This is a genomic window from Streptomyces sp. NPDC045701, from assembly GCF_056432045.1.
This window is the reverse complement of record NZ_JBWKJV010000006.1, coordinates 20,624-39,251: the sequence shown is the minus strand read 5'-3', so window position 1 is coordinate 39,251 and position 18,628 is coordinate 20,624. Positions and strand designations below refer to the sequence as shown.

Sequence of the window (18,628 nt, the reverse complement as noted above, 5' to 3'; positions counted from 1 at the left end):
GACGCGTCCTGCTGCTGCTCCCGCACTGCGGCCTCCACTCGTCCGTCGGCGACCCGGCTCCGGGCCGGCGAAGGCCGGGGGCGCCGGTGTTCCGACGCTATCCGCAGTGACCCGCGTTCCCGCTCAGGCCGGGCGCGCAGCGAGGCGGGACGCCGCCCGGAACCGCACCCGGGAACGGTTCCGGGCAGGGAGCGGAAGCCCACGACGGCGACGGCGTACCCCGGGGGCGAGCGGGTACCCGGCGGTCAGCCCAGGTCGGGGATGCGCCAGTCGATCGGCTCGTGCCCCTGGTCGGCGACGGCCTTGTCGATCTGGGTGAAGGGACGGGAGCCGAAGAACTTCTTGGCGGAGAGCGGCGAGGGGTGCGCGCCCTTCACCACCACGTGGCGGGTCTCGTCGATCAGCGGCAGCTTCTTCTGCGCGTAGTTGCCCCACAACACGAAGACGACGGGGTCGGGCCGCGCGTCCACCGCACGGATCACCGCGTCCGTGAACTTCTCCCAGCCCTTGCCCTTGTGGGAGTTCGGCTCACCGGCCCGGACCGTCAGCACCGCGTTGAGGAGCAGGACGCCCTGCTCGGCCCACGGCATCAGATAGCCGTTGTCCGGCACCGGGTGCCCGAGCTCCTCCCGCATCTCCTTGTAGATGTTGCGCAGCGAGGGCGGCGTCCTGACACCCGGCCGCACGGAGAAGCACAGACCGTGCCCCTGCCCCTCGCCGTGGTACGGGTCCTGGCCGAGGACGAGGACCTTGACCTTGTCGTACGGAGTGGCGTCGAGGGCGGCGAACACCTCCTCGCGCGGCGGGTAGACCGGCCCCTTCGCCCGCTCCTCCTCGACGAACTCGGTCAGCTGCTTGAAGTAGGGCTTCTGCAGCTCGTCCCCGAGGACGCCGCGCCAGGACTCGGGCAGCATGTCGGTGTCGGTCACGTCAACAACCTCCGGTGGGGTGATCGCCTTGTCTGTTCACAGAACTTACCGGCGACCACTGACAATCGGCCCCGCCGCCCGGCCCGGCCGCCCCCGCCCGGCTCACCAACTGGTCTTGCGCTGCAACTCCCACATCTGCATGACCGTCTGCGGGTCCAGGGCCCGCTCACCGCCGGCGATCTCCTCGCTCGCCGCGATGTAGAGCTTGCCCTGCCACAGCGGCAGCAGACGGACGTCGTCCACCAGAATCTCCTGCGCCCGCTCGAACTCCTCGGTGACCGCTCCCCGGTCGCTGACCTTGCGGGACCTGGGCAGCAGCTGGTCGGTGATCTCCGGCCGGACGTACGGCGTGGACAGCACGTTCTCCTTGCCGACGAACGGGGCGATGAAGTTGTCCGGGTCCGGGAAGTCGGGGAACCAACCGCGGCCGAACGCCGGGTAGTCGCCCTTCTGGTAGCCCGCCTGGAACTCCTTCCACGGCTTGCCCTTCAGGGTCACGCGGAACAGCTTGGAGGCCTCCAGCTGCCGCTTGAGCTCCTGGAACTCCGCCTCGGTGCCGGAGCCGTAGCGGTCGGTGGTGTACCAGAGGGTCAGGTCGACCGGTCCGTCGACGCCCGCCTCCCCCAGGAGCTTCGCCGCCTTGCCGACGTCCGGGTCGCCGTACCGGTCGAAGAAGGCGGTCGTGTGCCCGGCGATGCCCTTGGGGACCATGGAGTACAGCGGTTCGGCGGTGCCCTGGTACACCTTGGCGACCAGGGCGTCACGGTCGACGACCTGGGCGATCGCCTGGCGGACGGCGAGCTTGCTCACGGACGGGTCCTGGGCGTTGAACACCAGGTAGCGGATGTCCGCGCCGGTCGACTCGACGAGCTGGAGCCCCTCGTTCTCCGGGTTCTTCTCCTGGAGCTGGACGACTTCCTCGGCGGTCAGACCGCGATAGGTGGCGTCGATCTCCTTCTCGCGGAGAGCGCCGACCATCGCCTCGGACTCCTTGAAGTACCGGATGGTGACGGCGTCGTTCTTGCGGTTGGCGAACCCCTTGTAGGTGGGGTTCTTGATCAGCTCGGCCCTGGCGCCCTCTTCGAACGCGTCCAGCACGTAGGGGCCGGAGCCGGTGAGCTTGCCGTCCTCGCGCAGCGCGTCCGCCGGGTACCGGTCCGGCGGGACGATCGACATGGCGGGCGTGGCCAGGATGTAGGGGAACGTGGCGTCCGACTTCTTGAGCTGGAACGTGATGGTCAGGTCGCCGCTGGTGACGATCTTGTCGAGGGAGCCGAGGAGCGGGGCGGGGCCACCCTTGGCGTTGATCGTGCGGATCCGGTCGATGGAGTGCTTCACGGCGCGGGCGTCGAGCTTGGCCCCGTCGGAGAACACCAGCCCTTCCTTGAGCCGGCACTCGAAGACCTTGCTCACGGTGTCGGTGAACTTGCACTCGGCCGCGTCCGGCTGGGGGGTCGCGCTGCCGGTCGGGAAGCTCAGGAGGGTCTGGAACACGTTCCGGTACAGCTCCCAGGAGCCGTCCCAGGCAGCGGCGGGGTCGAGCGTGCTGGGTTCGCTCGTCGTACCGACTACGATCTTGCTCTCCCCATCGGCGTCATCCCCCGAAAAGAGGCTGCATCCCGCCAGCAGGGATATGGACGCAAGGGCTGCAGCCGCCTGCAGACTGGTCCGGTTGAACACGTGCGCACGCTCCTCGTTCAGCCATGGGTCGGCCGACCATACCGCAGTGCCCCGCCAGGTCAATGTGGTGGCCGGGCGGGGCACTCGAGGCATTCAGCGGTCAACCGGGTAAATCCGGATCAGCCGACTCCGGCATTGAGGAAGATTCCACCGTCCACGACCAGCGTCTGGCCGGTGATCCAGTCCGACTGCCCGGAGGTGAGGAACGCGGCGGCCCCTCCGATGTCCTCGGGCACCCCCAGCCTGCCCAGCGGATACGCGGCCGCGGCCTCGGCCTCCCGGCCCTCGTACAGCGCCTGGGCGAACTTCGTCTTCACGACGGCCGGGGCGATCGCGTTGACGCGGACCCGGGGCGCGAACTCGTGCGCCAGCTGGAGGGTCAGGTTGACCATGGCGGCCTTGCTCATGCCGTAGGCGCCGATGAACGGGGAGGGCGTGAGGCCGGCGACCGACGCGATGTTCACGATCGCACCGCCGTTGTCCTTCTGCCAGGCCCTCCACGTCTGCTGGGCGAACCCGAGGGCCGAGATCACGTTGGTCTCGAAGACCTTGCGCGCGACGTTCAGGTCCATGTCGGCCATGGGGCCGAAGACCGGGTTCGTACCCGCGTTGTTGATCAGGAAGTCGACACGGCCGAACGCCTCCATGGTGCGCTCCACGGCGAGGGCCTGGTGCGCCTCGTCGTGGGCCTTGCCGGCGACGCCGATCACACGGTCGGCTCCCAGCTTCTCCACGGCCTCCTTGAGCGCCTCCTCGCCACGGCCGGTGATGCAGACCCGGTCGCCGCGCGCGACGAGGGCCTCCGCGACGCCGTAGCCGATGCCTCGGCTGGCGCCCGTGACCAGGGCGACCTTGCCGGACAGCGGGGGTAGTTCCTGTGCGGTCATGACCGTCACCCTTCCGTTCAGTTGAGCGGGCCGCCGGCCACGTACATGACCTGGCCCGAGATGAAGCCGGCGTCGTCGCCCGTGAAGAAGGCGATCGCGTGGGCGACGTCCTCGGGCCGGCCGACGCGCTGGACGGGGATCTGGGTGGCGGCGGCGGCCTGGAACTCCTCGAAGCCCATGCCCACGCGCGCGGCGGTCTGCGCGGTCATCTCGGTGACGATGAAGCCGGGGGCCACGGCGTTGGCCGTGATGCCGAACTTGCCGAGTTCCTTGGCCAGGGTCTTGGTGAAGCCCTGGAGGCCGGCCTTCACCGCGGAGTAGTTGGCCTGGCCGCGGTTGCCGAGCGCGGAGGACGAGGAGAGGCTGACGACGCGGCCGAAGCCCGCGTCGACCATGTGCTTCTGACAGGCCTTGGCCATCAGGAACGCGCCCTTCAGGTGCACGTTCATGACCGTGTCCCAGTCGGACTCGCTCATCTTGAACAGCAGGTTGTCGCGCAGCACGCCCGCGTTGTTGACGAGGATCGTGGGCGCCCCCAGCTCGGTGGCGACGCGCGCCACGGCGGCCTCCACCTGGGCGCCGTCGGAGACGTCGCAGCCGACGGCGATGGCCTTGCCGCCCGCCGCGGTGATCTTCTCGACGGTGTCCTTGCAGGCTGCCTCGTCGAGGTCGAGTACGGCGACGGCGCGGCCCTCGGCCGCGAGCCGGACCGCGGTGGCGGCGCCAATGCCCCGCGCGGCCCCGGTCACGACGGCGACGCGCTGCTCGGTGGTGGACATGCTGGTTCTCCTCGCCCTTGGATGCCGGATAAGCGGCTCGGCCCGGCAACGTCCCTGCCGGTGAGCGACCGCTTAGTACCTTCAGCAGACGAGACGCTAGAGACCCTGGCACCCGGTGTCAACGGCCCACCGGGTGCGCCCGGTCACTCAGCGCACCAGCAGGTCGAGCAGGCGCTCCGCCTCACCCTCCGGATCGGCGGTCAGCCCCGTGTGCACCGGCCCGGGCTGGACCACGGTGGAGCGCGGCGCGATGAGCCACCGGAACCGCCGCCCGGCGTCGTCGCGCGCCGCCTGCCCCGCGTGCTCGCCGCCTTCGCAGACGCCTTCCACGGCGTGCAGCGCGGCCCGTACGCCGGTCACGTCGGCCGCCGGGTCCAGGGCCCGCAGCTTGGCCTCGTCCAGGTGCGTCCGGGCGCACACGAAGGCCTTGGCGCGGCAGTAGACCACCACGCCGGCGTTGAAGCACTCGCCGCGCTCGACGCGCGGTACGACGCGCAGCAGCGCGTACTCGAAGACGTCCCGGTCGCTCACGTGGTGCTGTCCTCGCTGTTCTTGGTGGGGTGCGGCCAGGGGGCCAGGTGGTCGGTGAGCCAGCCGGGCGCCCGGGACGGCCCCCGTTCGGTCCGCTCCCCGAGGGTGAGCCGCTCATGGATGGTGGCGGCGCGGGGCAGCAGCGCCTCGACGTAGGCGCGGCGCAGCGCGTCGGCGGTGTCGAAGCCCGGCTCGCCGACCAGCCACTCGTCGGGGACGTCGGCGGTCACCTCGGTCAGCAGCTCCTCGGTGACCAGGGGCGCGAGCTCGGCGGCGGCGGTGTCGACGTCGGGCCCGAAGGAGGCGAGGACGTGGTCCGAGGCGTCGTACGGCTTGGCGGCGGACGCCCGGGCGCCGGGCCAGTTGTGGTGCCAGATCATGGTGGCGCCGTGGTCGATCAGCCACGGTTCACCGTGCCAGACCAGCATGTTGGGGTTGCGCCAGGAGCGGTCGACGTTGTTGATCAGGGCGTCGAACCAGACGACCCGGCCCGCCTCCACCGGGTCCATGGCGTAGGCGAGCGGGTCGAACCCGAGGGAGCCGGGCAGGTAGTCCATGCCGAGGTTCAGCCCGCCGCTCGCCTTGAGCAGCTCCTGCACCTCCTGGTCGGGCTCGCCGAGCCCGATGACGGGGTCCAGCTGGATGGTGACCAGCTCCGGTACGCGCAGGCCGAGCCGACGGCCGAGCTGCCCGCAGACGACCTCGGCCACGAGGGTCTTGCGGCCCTGCCCCGCGCCGGTGAACTTCATGACGTACGTGCCGAGATCGTCGGCCTCGACGATGCCCGGGAGGGAACCACCCTCACGCAAGGGCGTGACATAGCGGGTCGCTACGACCTCTTCCAACACTTTCCCAGGCCACCAATCTCTTCAGCCTTACAATCCACGGACCACTCCTGCGGCGGTAGGGGCAGGAATCACCGGTCACCGAAGCTGGGGAGAATCTGGGGAGTTGTGCCCGGCGGGCCGGTCTCCCCGCCCCCAGCAGACCGTCGATGACGCCGCGCCCTTTGCTGCCGGCCTCCGGCATGAAGTGAGCATAGTAACCGAGGGTGATCGCAGCGGGGACGTGGTGGCGGGCGAACTGCTGCGGCCACCGTCGAGGCTTGCGGCGCTGGGCGCACAGCCCGCCGCCCTTGCCGGCCATGTTGCTGCAAACGAGTCGCCCGACGTATGACGGCGGTCGGTCGGGGCAGGCGACCTGTATGGCCGACCTTGGAGAACTTCTGCAAGTAACCATGCGCCGCCGTCACCTGACCGCGCAGGCCCTCGCGGAGCAAACCGGCATTCGCACCCCGCGTATCAGGGTCTTCGTACGAGACGGCGCCCAGGGACCCGTTCTTCCCACCGAGGAGGAACTCGCTGAAATCGCCGCAGCCTTGCGGTTGCCGCTGACCGATGTCCTGGACGCCTCCCGTACTCCGGCCGGGACGATGGCCTGACGCCCGCACCCCTCGCGGCCGTGGTCGCGGTCTTACTACCGGTCGTCTTTTTGGGGCTGATGCTGGCGCTGGGCCGCTACGAGGAACATCTGTTCAACGCTCGTCGCGCCCGGCACCGCCGCCTGCGTGCCGGTCGGCACGTCCGCCCGTCGCCGACGCAAGATCGGCCGAAGACAGAATCAAATTCGGCGCGTTAGCCTGGTGATGGCGCCGCGTCGACCAGGTGCCACCCCTGGCCGGCCTGTCGGCTCCTTCGGCCGCTGGCCCGAGCCTGGTGACGGCGTCGGCGAGGACGACACCACCGGGGCCCGACCAGGGAGCCTGCCAGCCGCCGGAGAGCCGGCCACGCGGACGCGCTTCAACCGGGAGCACGCCGGGCGGGTGCGCTGGGGCGGCTACCGCTGGGCGGGTGAGCGCCCGACGACCGGTGTGTAATGGAGGGGTGGGCGGCTAGATATCCCCCTATGACGACGCATTCGATGAGTACCGCGGAAGCGAGAATCGGCGTGCGCCACCTAGGCGAAGTCGAAGGGGCTTTTCGTCGGCTGGAGGCTGAGGCGGCCGGACCGGACCAACAGACACAGCTCTCGCGTGGCGCGCTGGCCGGGTACCTGTGGGCGCTGGGACGCGGCGGTCCTGCCCCGATCACCGCGCACCCCGTGGAAGAGGCACCCAGTCTGGAGGACTTGACTGCGGAAGTCGATGCCGCGACCGCGCAAATGGAGGACTCCACCCAGCGCACTGTCCCTCGCGACTACGTGCACGGGGTGCGCGACGCGCTCGCCTGGGTGTGCGGGCACACCGACCAGCACCCGTGAGCGGTGTACCTTTCACAGCTTCTCGGATCCCCGTCCCGTGGAAGGAACGGGTTGTCAGCGGTCGGTGTCGCGGTCCGGGGTGTCGGCTTCGATGTGCTCCTTGCGGAACCAGGCCGTGAACCATCTCTTCCTCGAAGCGTTCCTCGGGGTCCGGACACACTCGCTCCACCGGTGCGGCCTCCGTCTGCACGGCGGGGCGCCCGGCGTGCAGACCGAGGGGTACCGGTCGATCGCGTACGCCTCACGCCGGAGGAGCACACCGAGCAGACCGTCACGGGAAGGTCCGCGAGGAGAAGATCGGGGCCGACGGCGTGGAGGAGGGTGAGGACCGCCGACGCTGCCCCCCTGACGCGCCGGCCTCGACGACGCCCGGGAGGGAACCGCCCTCACGCGAAGGCGGGACGTAGCGGGTCGCGGTGACATCGGAAAGCATCCCCCACCCGACGTGGCTGTCATGATCGTCCCCATGACCGCCGCGACGACCGTCCAAGTGCCCTCTTTCCCCCTCCAGTTCGCCCGCACCCGCCGCTTCTCGCTCGGCTCCCCCGGCGCCTTCGCCGTCTCCCCGGACGGCCGGCGCGTGCTGTTCGTGCGCACCGGTTCGGGAACCGACACGGTCGGGCGGCTGTGGCTGTACGAGGACGGCGAGGAGCGGTTGCTCGCCGACCCGACCGCCCTGGGCGGGGACGGGGAGGACGGCGTGCCGGAGGCGGAGCGGGTGCGCCGGGAACGCGCCCGGGTGACGTCGACCGGCGTGACCGGTTACGCCGTCGATCGGCACGCGCGCGTGGCGGTGTTCGCGCTGGGCGGCGCGGTGTGGGCGGTACGCACCGGCGGCGGCGCTCCGTGGCGGGTCCCGACGGCGGGGCCGGCCGTGGACCCGCGGCCGTCGCCGGACGGTTCGCTGGTCGCGTACGTGACGGGCGGGGCCCTGCGGGTCGCCCGCACCGCCGACGGTTCGGAGGACCGGCCGCTGGCCGAGCCGGAGGGGCCGGAGGTGACGTACGGGCTGTCGGACCATGTGTCGGCCGAGTCCGTCGGGCGGCTGCGCGGCCACTGGTGGTCGCCGGACGGGGACGCCCTCCTGGTGGTGCGGACGGACCACGCGCGCGTGGGCAGGTGGTACCTCGCGGATCCGGCCGATCCGGCGAGGCCGCCGCGCGCCGTCCGCTACCCGGCCGCCGGCACGGCCAACGCCGAGGTGTCACTGCACGTCCTCCGCCTCGACGGACGGCGGATACCCGTCCGGGTGCCGGAGCGGGCGGACGCGGCGGCTCATCCCTCGGGCCCCTGGACGGACCCCCGGTTCGAGTACGTCACGGCCGCCGGGTGGGACGGCACCGGGCCGTACGCCGAGGTCCAGACACGCGACCAGCGGTCGGTCCGGTGGCTGGCCGTCGACCCCGCCGACGGCGGCACCAGCCCCTTGGCGCTGCGCACCGACCCCGCCTGGGTGGAGCTCACGCCGGGCGTTCCGCTGCGTACCGCCACCGGGACGCCGGTCGTCACCGTCGTACGCGACGACGTACACGGTCTGCGCGTCGGCGACGTGCCGAGTCCGCCGGGGCTCCAGGTCCGGGCCGTCCTGGGCGCGGCCGGCGAGCGGGTGTTCTTCACCGCGAGCGAGGACCCCGCCGAGACCCATGTATGGACGTATGACCCGGGGAACGGGTTCGACCGCGTCAGCCGGGAACCGGGCGTCCACACGGCGGCGGTCGGCGGCGACACCGTGGTCCTCGACAGCCGGACGCCTGAGGGGCGGACGGTGACCGTGCTGCGCGGCGGGAAGCCCACCGGGTACATCGCCGTGCTCACCGCGGCCCCCCTGGTGACGCCCCGGCCCGTCCACCTGTCGCTGGGCGCACGGGAACTGCGCGGCCACCTCCACCTGCCGTCCTGGCACGTGCCCGGCTCGGGCCGGCTGCCCGTGCTGCTCAGCCCGTACGCGGGGTACGGCGTCCAGCTGGCCGTGCGGGCGAGCGGCTGGCACGGCGCGGTGGCCCAGTGGTTCGCCGAGCAGGGCTTCGCGGTACTGGTCACCGACGGGCGCGGCACACCGGGGCGCGGCCGGGCGTGGGAGACGGCGATCCACGGGGACCGGCTGACCGCGCCCCTGGAGGACCAGGTGGACGCGCTGCACGCGGCGGCCGAGCGGTACCCGGACCTGGACCTGGGGCGGGTGGGCATCCGTGGCTGGTCGTACGGCGGCTACCTCGCCATCGGCGCGGTGCTCCACCACCCCGACGTGTTCCACGCGGCCGTGGCGGGCGCCGCTCCGACCGACCGCCTGCTGTACGACACCCACTGGGAGGAGCGCTTCCTCGGCCACCCGGACGTCCGGCCCGAGAACTACGCGCGCTCCTCCCATGTGGCGCACGCACACCTGCTGAGGCGGCCGCTGCTGCTGATGCACGGGTTCGCCGACGACAACGTGGTGGTCGCCCACACTCTGCGCTTCTCCGCAGCGCTGCTGGCCGCCGGACGGCCGCACACCGTCCTCCCCCTCCCCGGTGCGACACACCAGGTCACCCGCGAGGATGTGGCGAGCGGCCGGCTGACGGCGGAGGTGGAGTTCCTGAAAAGGTCCTTGGCCGGGTGAACAGCGCCGAAGGCCCTCCCGTACTCCCCCACGACGCGTCGACGTCGGGTCGACCATCAGGGAAGGGGTGCCGGATGACCGGATCGCAGAGGACCGGCAGGGCGGTGGCGCGCCGAACCGTCGTCGCCGCGGCCGGCGGGGCCGGGCTGGCGGCCGTGCTCACCGCCTGCGGGGAATCGGATTCCCCGGCCGCGTCCGTCGGGGACGCGCCGGCGGGCGGAGGCGGACCCGGGGCCGCGTCCGGACCCGGGGCCGGCGGCAGGGTGCTGGCGAGGACGACGGACATCCCCGAGGGCGGCGGCAAGGTCGTCGGCGGCATCGTGGTCACCCAGCCCACGGCGGGCGCCTTCAAGGCGTTCTCCTCGAAGTGCACCCACGCGGGCTGCGCGGTCAAGGACGTCGCCGACGGGATCATCAACTGCCCCTGCCACGGCAGCAAGTTCGACGCGACGGACGGCAGTGTCAAGGCGGGCCCGGCCACCAGCCCGCTCGCGCCCGCGTCGATCACCGTCGAGGGCGATGCGATCAAGCTGGCGTGACCCCGTACCGGCGCCGGCGAGGGTGCCGCGCGGTCAGACGTCCTGTCCTGCCCCCGCCGGAACGCGTCAGCTGCCGACCGCCAGACCCACCTCGCGCAGCGCCTCCACCGCCGCCCTGATCGAGGGCCGGCGATCCGCGTCCGTGCGCCACACCGCGTAGATGTGCCGCCGCATCTGGTGGCGGACGGGCACCAGGGCGACGCCCTCCGGTACGGCTCCACGCCCCAGCCGGGGGGTGACGCACACCCCGAGGCCCGCCCTGATGAGGGCCAGCTGGGTGTGGTGCTCACCGGCCAGGTGCGCGATGCGCGGTTCGACGCCCTTCGAGCGCAGCGTGAACATCAGCCACTCGTAGCAGAACTCGCCCTCCGGCCACGACACCCAGTCCTCGTCGGCGAGCTCCTCCAGGTCCAGCTCCGCCCGCCGGGCGAGCGGGTGGTCGGCCGGGAGGGCCACGTCGGCGGTGTCGTCCAGCAGCTCCGCCCTGGCCAGACCGGCGGGCACGGGGAGACGCTTGTTGCTCCAGTCGAGCACGACCGCCAGGTCCATGTCGCCCCGCAGCACCTGGCGCACCCCGTACTCGGGCTCCAGCTCGCTGGTGCGTACGACCAGGTCGGGGTGGTCCCTGCGCAGTGCGGTGATGGCCGCCGGGAACAGTCCGCGCGCCGCCGTCGGGAACCCGGCCAGCCGCACCTCGCCCACCACCTGGCCGCGCTGGGCCTCGATGTCCGCCTGTGCCAGCTCCACCTGGGACAGGATCCGCGCCGCGTGATCCGCGAGCAGCAGGCCGGCGTCGGTCAGCCGCACACCGCGTCCGTTCTTGGCGATGAGCTGCTGGCCGACCTCCCTCTCCAGCTTGGCGAGTTGCTGCGAGACCGCCGATGTCGTCACGTGCAGCCCGTCGGCCGCGCCGCTGACCGAGCCGTGGCGAGCGAGGGCGTCGAGGGTCCGCAGGCGCTCCAGGTTCAACATGTAAGCAATGCTAAGCGAAGGCGGCCACGAAATCTCGCTTGTTCTACGACGTACGGGGGGCCAAGGTGGTCGTCATGAGCACCGCCACCGCGCCCTCCGACCCCTCGCCGCCACCGCCCCGCCGACCGGCGGGACCCCTCCGTCCGGTGCCACCGAGCCCGCCGGTGTCACCGCACCGCCCGGTGCCGCCCCACCGCCCGCGCGCCGCCGCGCGGTCGACTGGCGCGTCCGCTTCGCCCTGCTCTCCCTGGTCTGGGGCTTCAGCTTCCTGCTCATCAAGGTGGGCACCACGGCCTACGCCCCCTTCCAGGTCACCTTCGGCCGTCTGCTGTTCGGTACGGCGGTGCTCGCCGTCGCCATGGCGGTGAAGCGCGCCGGGCCGCCGCGCGGCGCCCGCACCTGGGGCCACCTCGCCGTGGCGGCGTTCTTCCTCAACGCCCTGCCGTTCTCCCTCTTCGCGTACGCCGAGCTCACCATCCCCTCGACGCTGGCCGGCATCTGCAACGCCACCTCCCCGCTGTGGGGCATGGCCCTGTCGCTGGTCGCCCTGTCGGAGGACCGCCCGACGCGCCGCCGGGTGGCCGGGCTCGGCGTCGGCTTCATCGGCGTCCTGACCGTGCTCGGGGCGTGGCAGGGGTTCTCCGGACTGGACGCCACGGGCACCGCGATGGCCCTGCTGGCCTCGCTCAGCTACCCCATCGGCTGGATATACGTCCGCCGTACGCTCGCGGGCCGCAGCGAGTCGCACCTGTCGCTCACCGGGGCGCAGCTGTTCCTCGCCACGCTGCAACTGGCGCTCGTCACTCCGCTGTTCACCACCTGGCCGGCCGCCTTCCCGGTGGTGCCGCTGCTCGCGGTGATCGCGCTCGGGGCGCTGGGCACCGGCCTGGCGGTCCTGATCCAGTACGGGATCGTCGCCGAGGTCGGCCCCACGACCGGCCAGATGGTCACCTATTTCATCCCGGTCATCGCCACCGCCGCCGGCGTCACGCTCCTGGACGAGGCACTGACCTGGAACACCCCGGTCGGGGCGCTGATCGTGCTGGCCGGGGCGGCCCTCACGCAGAGCCGCCCCAAGGCCGGCCCGGCCGGTCAGCCGTAGCTGCGCGCCTCCACCGGGCCGACCGCCGCCGCCACCGCGTCCGCGAGCGGCTCCAGGTCGGCGGGCGGCAGTCCCGAGACGGTGATCCGTACGCCCGGTCCGGCGGCCATCCGGAACCGGGCCCCCGGCGCCACCGCCCACCCGGCGTGCAGCAGGCGGGCGACCGCGCCGGTCTCGTCGGCCAGCGGCACCCACACGTTCATGCCGCTGCGTCCGTGCGCCTCGACGCCCCGCCGCGCCAGGGCGGCCACCAGCGTGTCGCGCCGCTCCGCGTACGCCGCCGCCACCGCCCGCGTGTCCACCGCGCCGGTCTCCCACAGGTGCACGACGGCCCGTTGCAGCAGGCGGCTCACCCAGCCGGGCCCGAGGTTCTGCCGGCCCAGCACCCGGTCGACGGTGACCGCGTCGCCGGTCAGCGCGGCGACGCGCAGGTCGGGGCCGTACGCCTTGGCCACCGAGCGCACCAGCACCCAGTGGTCCGTCACCCCCGCGAGCGGGTGCAGCGGCACGTCCACGAACCCGTGCCCGTGGTCGTCCTCGATCAGCAGCACTTCCGGGTGCGCGGCCAGCACCCGCCGCAGCTCCGCCGCCCGCGCCGCGCCCACCGCCGCACCGGTCGGGTTCTGCGCCCGGTCGGTGACGATCAGGGCCCGCGCCCCGGCGTCGCCCACCGCCCGCCGCACCGCGTCCGGCAGCGGGCCGTCGTCGTCGAGGGCGACCGGCACGGGCTTCAGCCCGAGCGCCGGCACGAGGTCGAGAAGGGCGCCCCAGCCGGGGTCCTCCAGCGCCACGGCGTCACCCGGCCGCAGGTGGGCGGCGAGTACGCGCTCGATGGCGTCCAGCGAGCCGGACGCGACGGCGACCGGCCCGACCGGTACCCCGTCGGCGTCCAGCGCGGCCCGCGCGAGCCGCGCGAAGTCCTCGTCCACCGGCGGCTGCCCGTAGAGCCCGGGCTCCTCGGCCGCACGCCGCGCGGCGGCCGCCAGCGCCTCGCCGAGCGGCGGCAGCAGGGCCGGGTCGGGGTTGCCCTGCCCCACGTCCCGCACGCCCGCCGGCGCGTCGATCCGGAGGGACCCGCGCGCGGTGGTGGCGGGGCGCGACCGCACGCGACTCCCCCTGCGCCCGGCGGTCTCGATCACCCCGCGCTCGCGCAGGGTGCGGTAGGCGGCCGCGACGGTGTTGGGGTTGACCCCCAGCAGTACCGCCAACTCCCGCATGGGCGGCAGCGTTTGTCCGGGCGCGAGCTCGCCGGAACCCACGCCCCGCTCCACGCTCGCGGCGATCTCCGATGCGCGACGCCCCACGATCCGATACTCTCCTAGCACAAACCAAATTATGCACTAGTGCAATGGAGAGCGCAATGCCGGGCACCGAGACCGCCTACCAGCCCACCGACCGCACCGTGCCGACCCGTTCCCGGGAACGCGCCGCCTACGACCGGGAACTGGTGCACGCGATACTCGACGAGGCGTACGTCTGCCACCTCGGTTTCGTGCGCGACGGGGCGCCGGTCGTCCTGCCGACGCTGTACGGCCGCGTGGGCGAGCGCCTCTACGTCCACGGGTCCACCGGATCGCGCCCGCTGCGCATGGCGGGCCAGGCCGACCCGGGCCTGCCCGTCTGCCTGACCGTCACCCAGGTCGACGGCCTGGTGCTGGCCCGCTCGGCCTTCCACCACTCCCTCAACTACCGCTCGGTCGTCGTCCACGGCACGGCCCACCAGGTGACCGACCCGGACGAGAAGCGCACGGCGCTCGACGCCCTCGTCGACCACGTCGTCCCCGGCCGTTCCGCCGACTCGCGCCCGGCCAACGCCAAGGAGCTCGCCGCGACCGCCGTCCTGCGGCTGGACCTGGCCGAGGTGTCCGCGAAGCTCCGGACGGGCGGCCCGAACGACGAGCCCGAGGACCTCGGGCTCCCCCACTGGACGGGCGTCGTACCGGTCCGGACGACGTACGGGGCTCCCGTCCCGGCCCCGGACATGGAGCCGTCGATCCCCGTCCCCGGCTACCTCGCCGCGCTCTGAGGCACCCGACGGGCGCGGCGCCAAAGTGGCCGCGCGGCCCCCGGGGGCACGCCCCGGGGACGCCCCCGGGCGCCGGGCCGGGCGCGCCCCGGAAGGCTCCCGCACCGGCCGGGAAGGCCCCCGGCGGCGTCCCGACCCGAGCGTCCGGCTCAGGCCGGCGCCTCCGCCCGTCGCCTGCCCACGGCGCCCCGCGCCTCCGCCGCCGCCAGCCCGACGACGGCGGCGAGCAGGAGAACCGTTCCGCACACCGTCGCCCCGGTCAGCCGCTCGTCGAGGACCGTCACCGCGATGACGGCCGCGCTCACCGGCTCCAGGAGCATGATCACCGAGACGGTCGCGGCGCGCACCACCGCCGCGCCCGCGAAGTACAGCGCGTACGCGAGCGCGGTCGGCACGGCCGCCACGTACACCAGCAGCACCACCACCTTGGCCAGTTCGGCGGTGTGCGGGACCAGCCCCTCGGAGGCCGCCATCGGCAGCAGCCCGACCGCGCCGACCGCGAAGGCCCAGGTGCTCGTGGTCAGCGGGTCACCGCCGCCGCCGTCCCGTCCGAGCCACCGCGTCAGCAGGGTGATCCCGGCGTACCCGGCGGCCGACAGCACCGCCAGGGCCACCCCGGCGGGCCGCACCGCGACACCACCGCCGCCGAGCACCAGCACGAGGAGCCCGGCCAGCGCGCCCGCGACCGCGATCACCCCGCCCCGCCCGAGCCGCTCCCCCATGGTCAGCCGGGCGCCGAGCGCGATGAGCACCGGCCCGGCGCCCAGCGTGACGACCGTGCCGACCGCGAGGCCGGTCGCCTCCACGGCGGCGAAGTAGGCGCTCTGGAAGATCGTGAGCCCGATCCCCGTACCGAGGACGCGCAGCGCCCACCGCCGGCGGGACTCGGCCGGCCGCGCCGCGCGGCGACGGCGTACCGCCAGCGCGCCGAGCAGCAGCACCAGGCCGCCGACGCAGCGCCAGAACGACAGGGCCAGTGGACCGAGGTCGCTCACCAGGAACACCAGCGAGGCGGCCGCCCCGGCGGTGCCCCAGGCGACCCCGGCGACGATCAGATAGAAGAGGCTGCGCCCGATGGGCACAGCGGACATGTCCGACACGTGACTTCTCCGTACGACAACAGACGGTTGAGGGGCCGTTCGACTGCGCACGCGGGCAGCGACGAGCCACTCGGGGACTGCCCGAGCCGGTCTGCGCCAGAAGGAGTGGTGCCGCCCGCGTTACGCGGCGGGCGGCGGAAGTACGGTCGCGTGCATGATCCGGGACCTTACGTGGAGGCGCGCCCGGCCGACAACTCGCCCCCGGCCGGCACCTCGTCCGATCCGGCCACCGGGCCCGAGGGCGCCTTGGGCGTCGACGACTGGGCGATGAAGGCGCCCACCAGCACCACCGAGCCGCCCAGGATCTGCGGGCCGGAGAGGTACTCCCCGAGCAGCACCCAGGCCAGTACGGTCGCGACGACCGCCTCCAGACAGGCCACCACCCCGGCCACCTGCGGGGAGAGCCTGCGCACGGCGATGACACCGGTGACGTACGCGACGACGGTGGCGACCAGCACGATCCAGCCGAGCAGCAGCCACGCGGGAGCCTCGGTACCCCCCATGCCGGCGGTGCCGCCGAGCACCCGCCAGTCCATGCCCCACGGGCGCGCCACGAGGGTGAGGACGACCGCGCCGACGAGCAGCCCGAAGGCGATGACACCGAGCGGGTCGACCGGGTCGGCCTCGTCGCCGCCGTGGTCGGAGAGGACGAAGTAGCCGACCTGGCAGCACGCGGCGCCCAGTGCGAGCGCCAGCCCGAGGAGGTCGAAGCTCAGCCCGGACCACACCTCGACGACGCAGGCGAGGCCGCCGACGGCGAGGACCACACCGACCCCGGCGGCACGCGTCACGGGACGGCGCTGCACGAAGCGCACCCACCCGAGCACCAGCGCGGGGGCGAGGTACTCGACGAGGAGCGCGACCCCGACGGGGATGCGGGAGAGGGCCGCGAAGTAGCAGGCCTGGACACCGGCGACGGCGAGCAGCCCGAAGCCGGCGAGCAGCGCGGGCTCGCGGACCAGCAGGGCACGGTGGCGCCAGGCGACGGGCAGCATCACCAGCGCGGCGCCGGTGACCCGCAGCCACACGACGTGCAGCGGGTCGAGCCCTGCCTCGATCAGCGGCTTGGCCGCGACACCTGATCCTCCGAATGCGAACGCCGAGGCCAGGGCGAGTCCCAGGCCGGCGCTTCTCCCCTGAGACGCGTGCATCGGCACATCATGGCAGCGGCCGGTCAGGAGCGTAAAGCCGGTGACACCTGTTGAGACGTCTCGCCGGACGGGCGGCCGCGCGTCCCGGATCCGGCGCCGGCGTCGACGCCGGCGCCGACGGCTCAGTGCTCGTCGGCGAGGATCAGGTAGAGCTTCTTGCGGGCGTCGTTCATGACGGCCAGGGCCTTCTGCCGCTGATCGGCGTCACCGGTCTTCCAGACCTGGCCGAACGCCTCCAGCAGACCGAAGCCGGCCTGCCGGATCTCGTGCAGGGCCTCCCGGTCGACTCCGCTCCCGGCGCCTTCCCACGGGGCGTCGGCGACCGCCTCCGCCTCCGTCCGCCCGGCGTCGGTGAGTGTGAACAGCTTCTTGCCGCCCTCGCTCCTGCTGGTGATCAGCCCCTCGTCCTCCAGCAGTTGGAGGGTCGGGTAGACCGAACCCGGGCTGGGCCGCCAGGCCCCGCCACTGCGCTCGGCGATCTCCTGGATCATCTCGTAGCCGTGCATCGGCCGGTCCCTCAGCAGAGCCAGGATCGACGCGCGGACGTCACCGCGGCGCGCCCGGCCGCCCCCTCGCCCCCGCCCGCCACCGAAGGGGCCACCGGCGAACGGACCGCCGCCGAACCCCGGCCCGAACGGACCGAAGGCGCCTCGCCGCCCGTCGAAGTCCCCCGGGTGGTCGCCACCCCGGCCGCGTCCACGGTTCCCTCGCGTACGCATGCCGCACGCTCCTTCCATCGTCGCTCTCGGCGATACTTCGACGATATATCGGAACTGTTCGGCGAGCAATCGTTGTTGATACGGGAAAGGGTGTCGAGGAGCGACGATCGATGAGCACCTTGGCCGGGCCTCGGCCCTCCCGCACTCTCCCGGGCCGGGGGCGGGCGGACCGCTTCCCCGCACGGGCGCTCCGGTCGGCCCGACCGGCCGACCGGGGCGCCCGAGGGAAGTGCGGGGCGGACGGTCGCTGGAGGCGCGGTCCCCCCGGCCTCCGGTCAGCGGGAGGCGAGGAGTTCGAGCGTGTCGATCACGCGGTTCGAGAAGCCCCACTCGTTGTCGTACCACGCGACCACCTTGACGTGGCGGCCGTCGACGCGGGTGAGGGCCGAGTCGAAGATCGACGAGGCGGGATTGCCGGTGATGTCGGACGACACGAGCGGGTCGTCCGCGTACTCGAGGATGCCGGCGAGCGGCCCCTCCGCCGCGGCGCGGTACGCCGCCAGCACGTCGTCGCGCGTCACGTCGCGGGCCACGGCGGTGTTGAGCTCGACGATCGAACCCACCGGCACCGGAACGCGGATCGAGTCGCCCGACAGCTTGCCGTCGAGGTCCGGCAGCACCAGGCCGATCGCCTTGGCGGCGCCGGTCGTGGTCGGCACGATGTTGACGCCGGCGGCCCGGGCGCGACGGGCGTCGCGGTGCGGACCGTCCTGCAGGTTCTGCTCCTGCGTGTAGGCGTGCACCGTCGTCATGAACCCGTGCTCGATGCCGGCGAGTCCGTCGAGGACCGCTGCCAGCGGCGCGAGCGCGTTGGTGGTGCAGGAGGCGCTCGAGACGATCGTGTGCGCGGCCGGGTCGTAGGCGTCGGTGTTGACCCCGAACGCGAGCGTGACGTCGGCGCCGTCCGACGGCGCGCTGACGAGCACCTTCTTCGCGCCCGCGTCGAGGTGGGCGCGGGCAGCCTTGGCCGAGGTGAAGCGGCCGGTGGCCTCCAGGACGATGTCGACGCCGAGTTCGGCCCACGGCAGCTGCGCCGGTTCACGCTCGGCCGACACCGTGATCCGGCGGCCGTCGACGACGAGGGCGTCCCCGTCGACGGTCACCGGGCGCCCGAGCCGGCCGGCCGTGCTGTCGTAGGCGAGCAGCCGGGCGAGCGTGGCGGGCTCGGTCAGGTCGTTGACGGCGACGATTTCGAGGGCGCTGTCGCGTTCGAGCAGTGCGCGCAGCACATTGCGTCCGATGCGGCCGAATCCGTTGATGGCGATGCGAGTCATGAGTGAGGTCCCTTCCCTTCGCCACCCAGGCTCGTACGCGGCCCGCGCCGCTGACAGTGGCGGCATCGCCATGGTTCACAA

At 73.0% G+C, this 18,628-nt stretch carries 18 protein-coding genes and 1 pseudogene; 6 read left to right on the top strand and 13 right to left on the bottom strand.

Annotation, left to right across the window (positions count from 1 at the left end; translation table 11 throughout):
• Positions 1–245 precede the first annotated feature (245 nt).
• From ung to AC07DW_RS09495, 6 genes are all read right to left on the bottom strand, one after another.
• Positions 246–929: a uracil-DNA glycosylase gene (gene ung, locus AC07DW_RS09520; protein ID WP_478857058.1), complete on the bottom strand. Its 684-nt coding sequence runs from the start codon at positions 927–929 to the stop codon at positions 246–248.
• 102 nt (positions 930–1,031) lie between these two features.
• A complete protein-coding gene (locus AC07DW_RS09515; protein WP_478857057.1) occupies positions 1,032–2,609 on the bottom strand; it encodes an ABC transporter substrate-binding protein in 1,578 nt (525 codons plus the stop codon).
• A gap of 119 nt (positions 2,610–2,728) precedes the next feature.
• Positions 2,729–3,496, bottom strand: coding sequence for an SDR family oxidoreductase (locus AC07DW_RS09510; protein ID WP_478857056.1), 768 nt, complete (start codon positions 3,494–3,496; stop codon positions 2,729–2,731).
• 17 nt (positions 3,497–3,513) lie between these two features.
• The gene (gene fabG / locus AC07DW_RS09505; protein ID WP_478857055.1) at positions 3,514–4,275 is read right to left on the bottom strand and encodes a 3-oxoacyl-ACP reductase FabG; all 762 of its coding nucleotides are present in this window, start codon (positions 4,273–4,275) and stop codon (positions 3,514–3,516) included.
• Positions 4,276–4,422: 147 nt separating this feature from the next.
• Positions 4,423–4,806 carry a DUF3037 domain-containing protein gene (locus AC07DW_RS09500; RefSeq protein ID WP_478857054.1) on the bottom strand — a complete coding sequence of 128 codons (384 nt, stop codon included), beginning with the start codon at positions 4,804–4,806 and terminating at the stop codon, positions 4,423–4,425.
• On the bottom strand, positions 4,803–5,654 hold the full coding sequence (locus AC07DW_RS09495; protein WP_478857053.1) for a HipA family kinase: 852 nt from the start codon (positions 5,652–5,654) through the stop codon (positions 4,803–4,805). The genes AC07DW_RS09500 and AC07DW_RS09495 overlap by 4 nt, the downstream gene beginning before the upstream one ends.
• Positions 5,655–6,010: 356 nt before the next feature.
• Here AC07DW_RS09495 and AC07DW_RS09490 point away from each other — a divergent pair, with 356 nt between their 5' ends.
• Together AC07DW_RS09490 and AC07DW_RS09485 are read left to right on the top strand one after the other, a co-directional pair.
• Positions 6,011–6,247, top strand: coding sequence for a helix-turn-helix domain-containing protein (locus tag AC07DW_RS09490; RefSeq protein ID WP_478857052.1), 237 nt, complete (start codon positions 6,011–6,013; stop codon positions 6,245–6,247).
• Positions 6,248–6,711: 464 nt separating this feature from the next.
• Positions 6,712–7,065 carry a hypothetical protein gene (locus tag AC07DW_RS09485; RefSeq protein ID WP_478857051.1) on the top strand — a complete coding sequence of 118 codons (354 nt, stop codon included), beginning with the start codon at positions 6,712–6,714 and terminating at the stop codon, positions 7,063–7,065.
• A 343-nt stretch (positions 7,066–7,408) separates the two neighbouring features.
• Here the strand turns inward: AC07DW_RS09485 and AC07DW_RS09480 are convergent.
• Positions 7,409–7,498 (bottom strand): annotated as a pseudogene (locus AC07DW_RS09480) (HipA family kinase); the annotation flags it as partial.
• 33 nt (positions 7,499–7,531) lie between these two features.
• Between AC07DW_RS09480 and AC07DW_RS09475 the strand changes: the two are divergent.
• Together AC07DW_RS09475 and AC07DW_RS09470 are read left to right on the top strand one after the other, a co-directional pair.
• A complete protein-coding gene (locus AC07DW_RS09475) occupies positions 7,532–9,664 on the top strand; it encodes a S9 family peptidase (RefSeq protein ID WP_478857050.1) in 2,133 nt (710 codons plus the stop codon).
• A gap of 74 nt (positions 9,665–9,738) precedes the next feature.
• Positions 9,739–10,203: a Rieske (2Fe-2S) protein gene (locus AC07DW_RS09470; protein WP_478857049.1), complete on the top strand. Its 465-nt coding sequence runs from the start codon at positions 9,739–9,741 to the stop codon at positions 10,201–10,203.
• A gap of 66 nt (positions 10,204–10,269) precedes the next feature.
• Here the strand turns inward: AC07DW_RS09470 and AC07DW_RS09465 are convergent, their stop codons facing one another.
• Positions 10,270–11,175, bottom strand: coding sequence for a LysR family transcriptional regulator (locus AC07DW_RS09465; RefSeq protein ID WP_478857048.1), 906 nt, complete (start codon positions 11,173–11,175; stop codon positions 10,270–10,272).
• Between the two features lie 7 nt (positions 11,176–11,182).
• Here AC07DW_RS09465 and AC07DW_RS09460 point away from each other — a divergent pair, with 7 nt between their 5' ends.
• Entirely contained in the window at positions 11,183–12,277 is a 1,095-nt protein-coding gene (locus tag AC07DW_RS09460) for a DMT family transporter (RefSeq protein WP_478857047.1), read from the top strand.
• Here the strand turns inward: AC07DW_RS09460 and AC07DW_RS09455 are convergent.
• Complete coding sequence (locus tag AC07DW_RS09455) at positions 12,268–13,602, bottom strand: aminotransferase class I/II-fold pyridoxal phosphate-dependent enzyme (RefSeq protein WP_478857046.1); 1,335 nt, start codon at positions 13,600–13,602, stop codon at positions 12,268–12,270. The genes AC07DW_RS09460 and AC07DW_RS09455 overlap by 10 nt on opposite strands.
• Before the next feature lie 23 nt (positions 13,603–13,625).
• Here AC07DW_RS09455 and AC07DW_RS09450 point away from each other — a divergent pair, with 23 nt between their 5' ends.
• On the top strand, positions 13,626–14,303 hold the full coding sequence (locus AC07DW_RS09450; RefSeq protein WP_478857045.1) for a pyridoxamine 5'-phosphate oxidase family protein: 678 nt from the start codon (positions 13,626–13,628) through the stop codon (positions 14,301–14,303).
• 149 nt (positions 14,304–14,452) lie between these two features.
• On the opposite strand, the gene AC07DW_RS09445 is transcribed toward AC07DW_RS09450, so the two are convergent.
• The 4 genes from AC07DW_RS09445 to gap all read right to left on the bottom strand — a co-directional run bounded on the left by AC07DW_RS09445 (position 14,453) and on the right by gap (position 18,547).
• Entirely contained in the window at positions 14,453–15,394 is a 942-nt protein-coding gene (locus AC07DW_RS09445) for a DMT family transporter (RefSeq protein ID WP_478857044.1), read from the bottom strand.
• Positions 15,395–15,570: 176 nt separating this feature from the next.
• A complete protein-coding gene (locus AC07DW_RS09440; protein ID WP_478857043.1) occupies positions 15,571–16,554 on the bottom strand; it encodes an EamA family transporter in 984 nt (327 codons plus the stop codon).
• A gap of 122 nt (positions 16,555–16,676) precedes the next feature.
• Positions 16,677–17,273, bottom strand: a complete 597-nt coding sequence (locus AC07DW_RS09435) for a PadR family transcriptional regulator (protein ID WP_478857042.1) — start codon at positions 17,271–17,273, stop codon at positions 16,677–16,679.
• A gap of 275 nt (positions 17,274–17,548) precedes the next feature.
• Positions 17,549–18,547: a type I glyceraldehyde-3-phosphate dehydrogenase gene (gene gap, locus AC07DW_RS09430; RefSeq protein WP_478857041.1), complete on the bottom strand. Its 999-nt coding sequence runs from the start codon at positions 18,545–18,547 to the stop codon at positions 17,549–17,551.
• Positions 18,548–18,628: the final 81 nt, after the last annotated feature.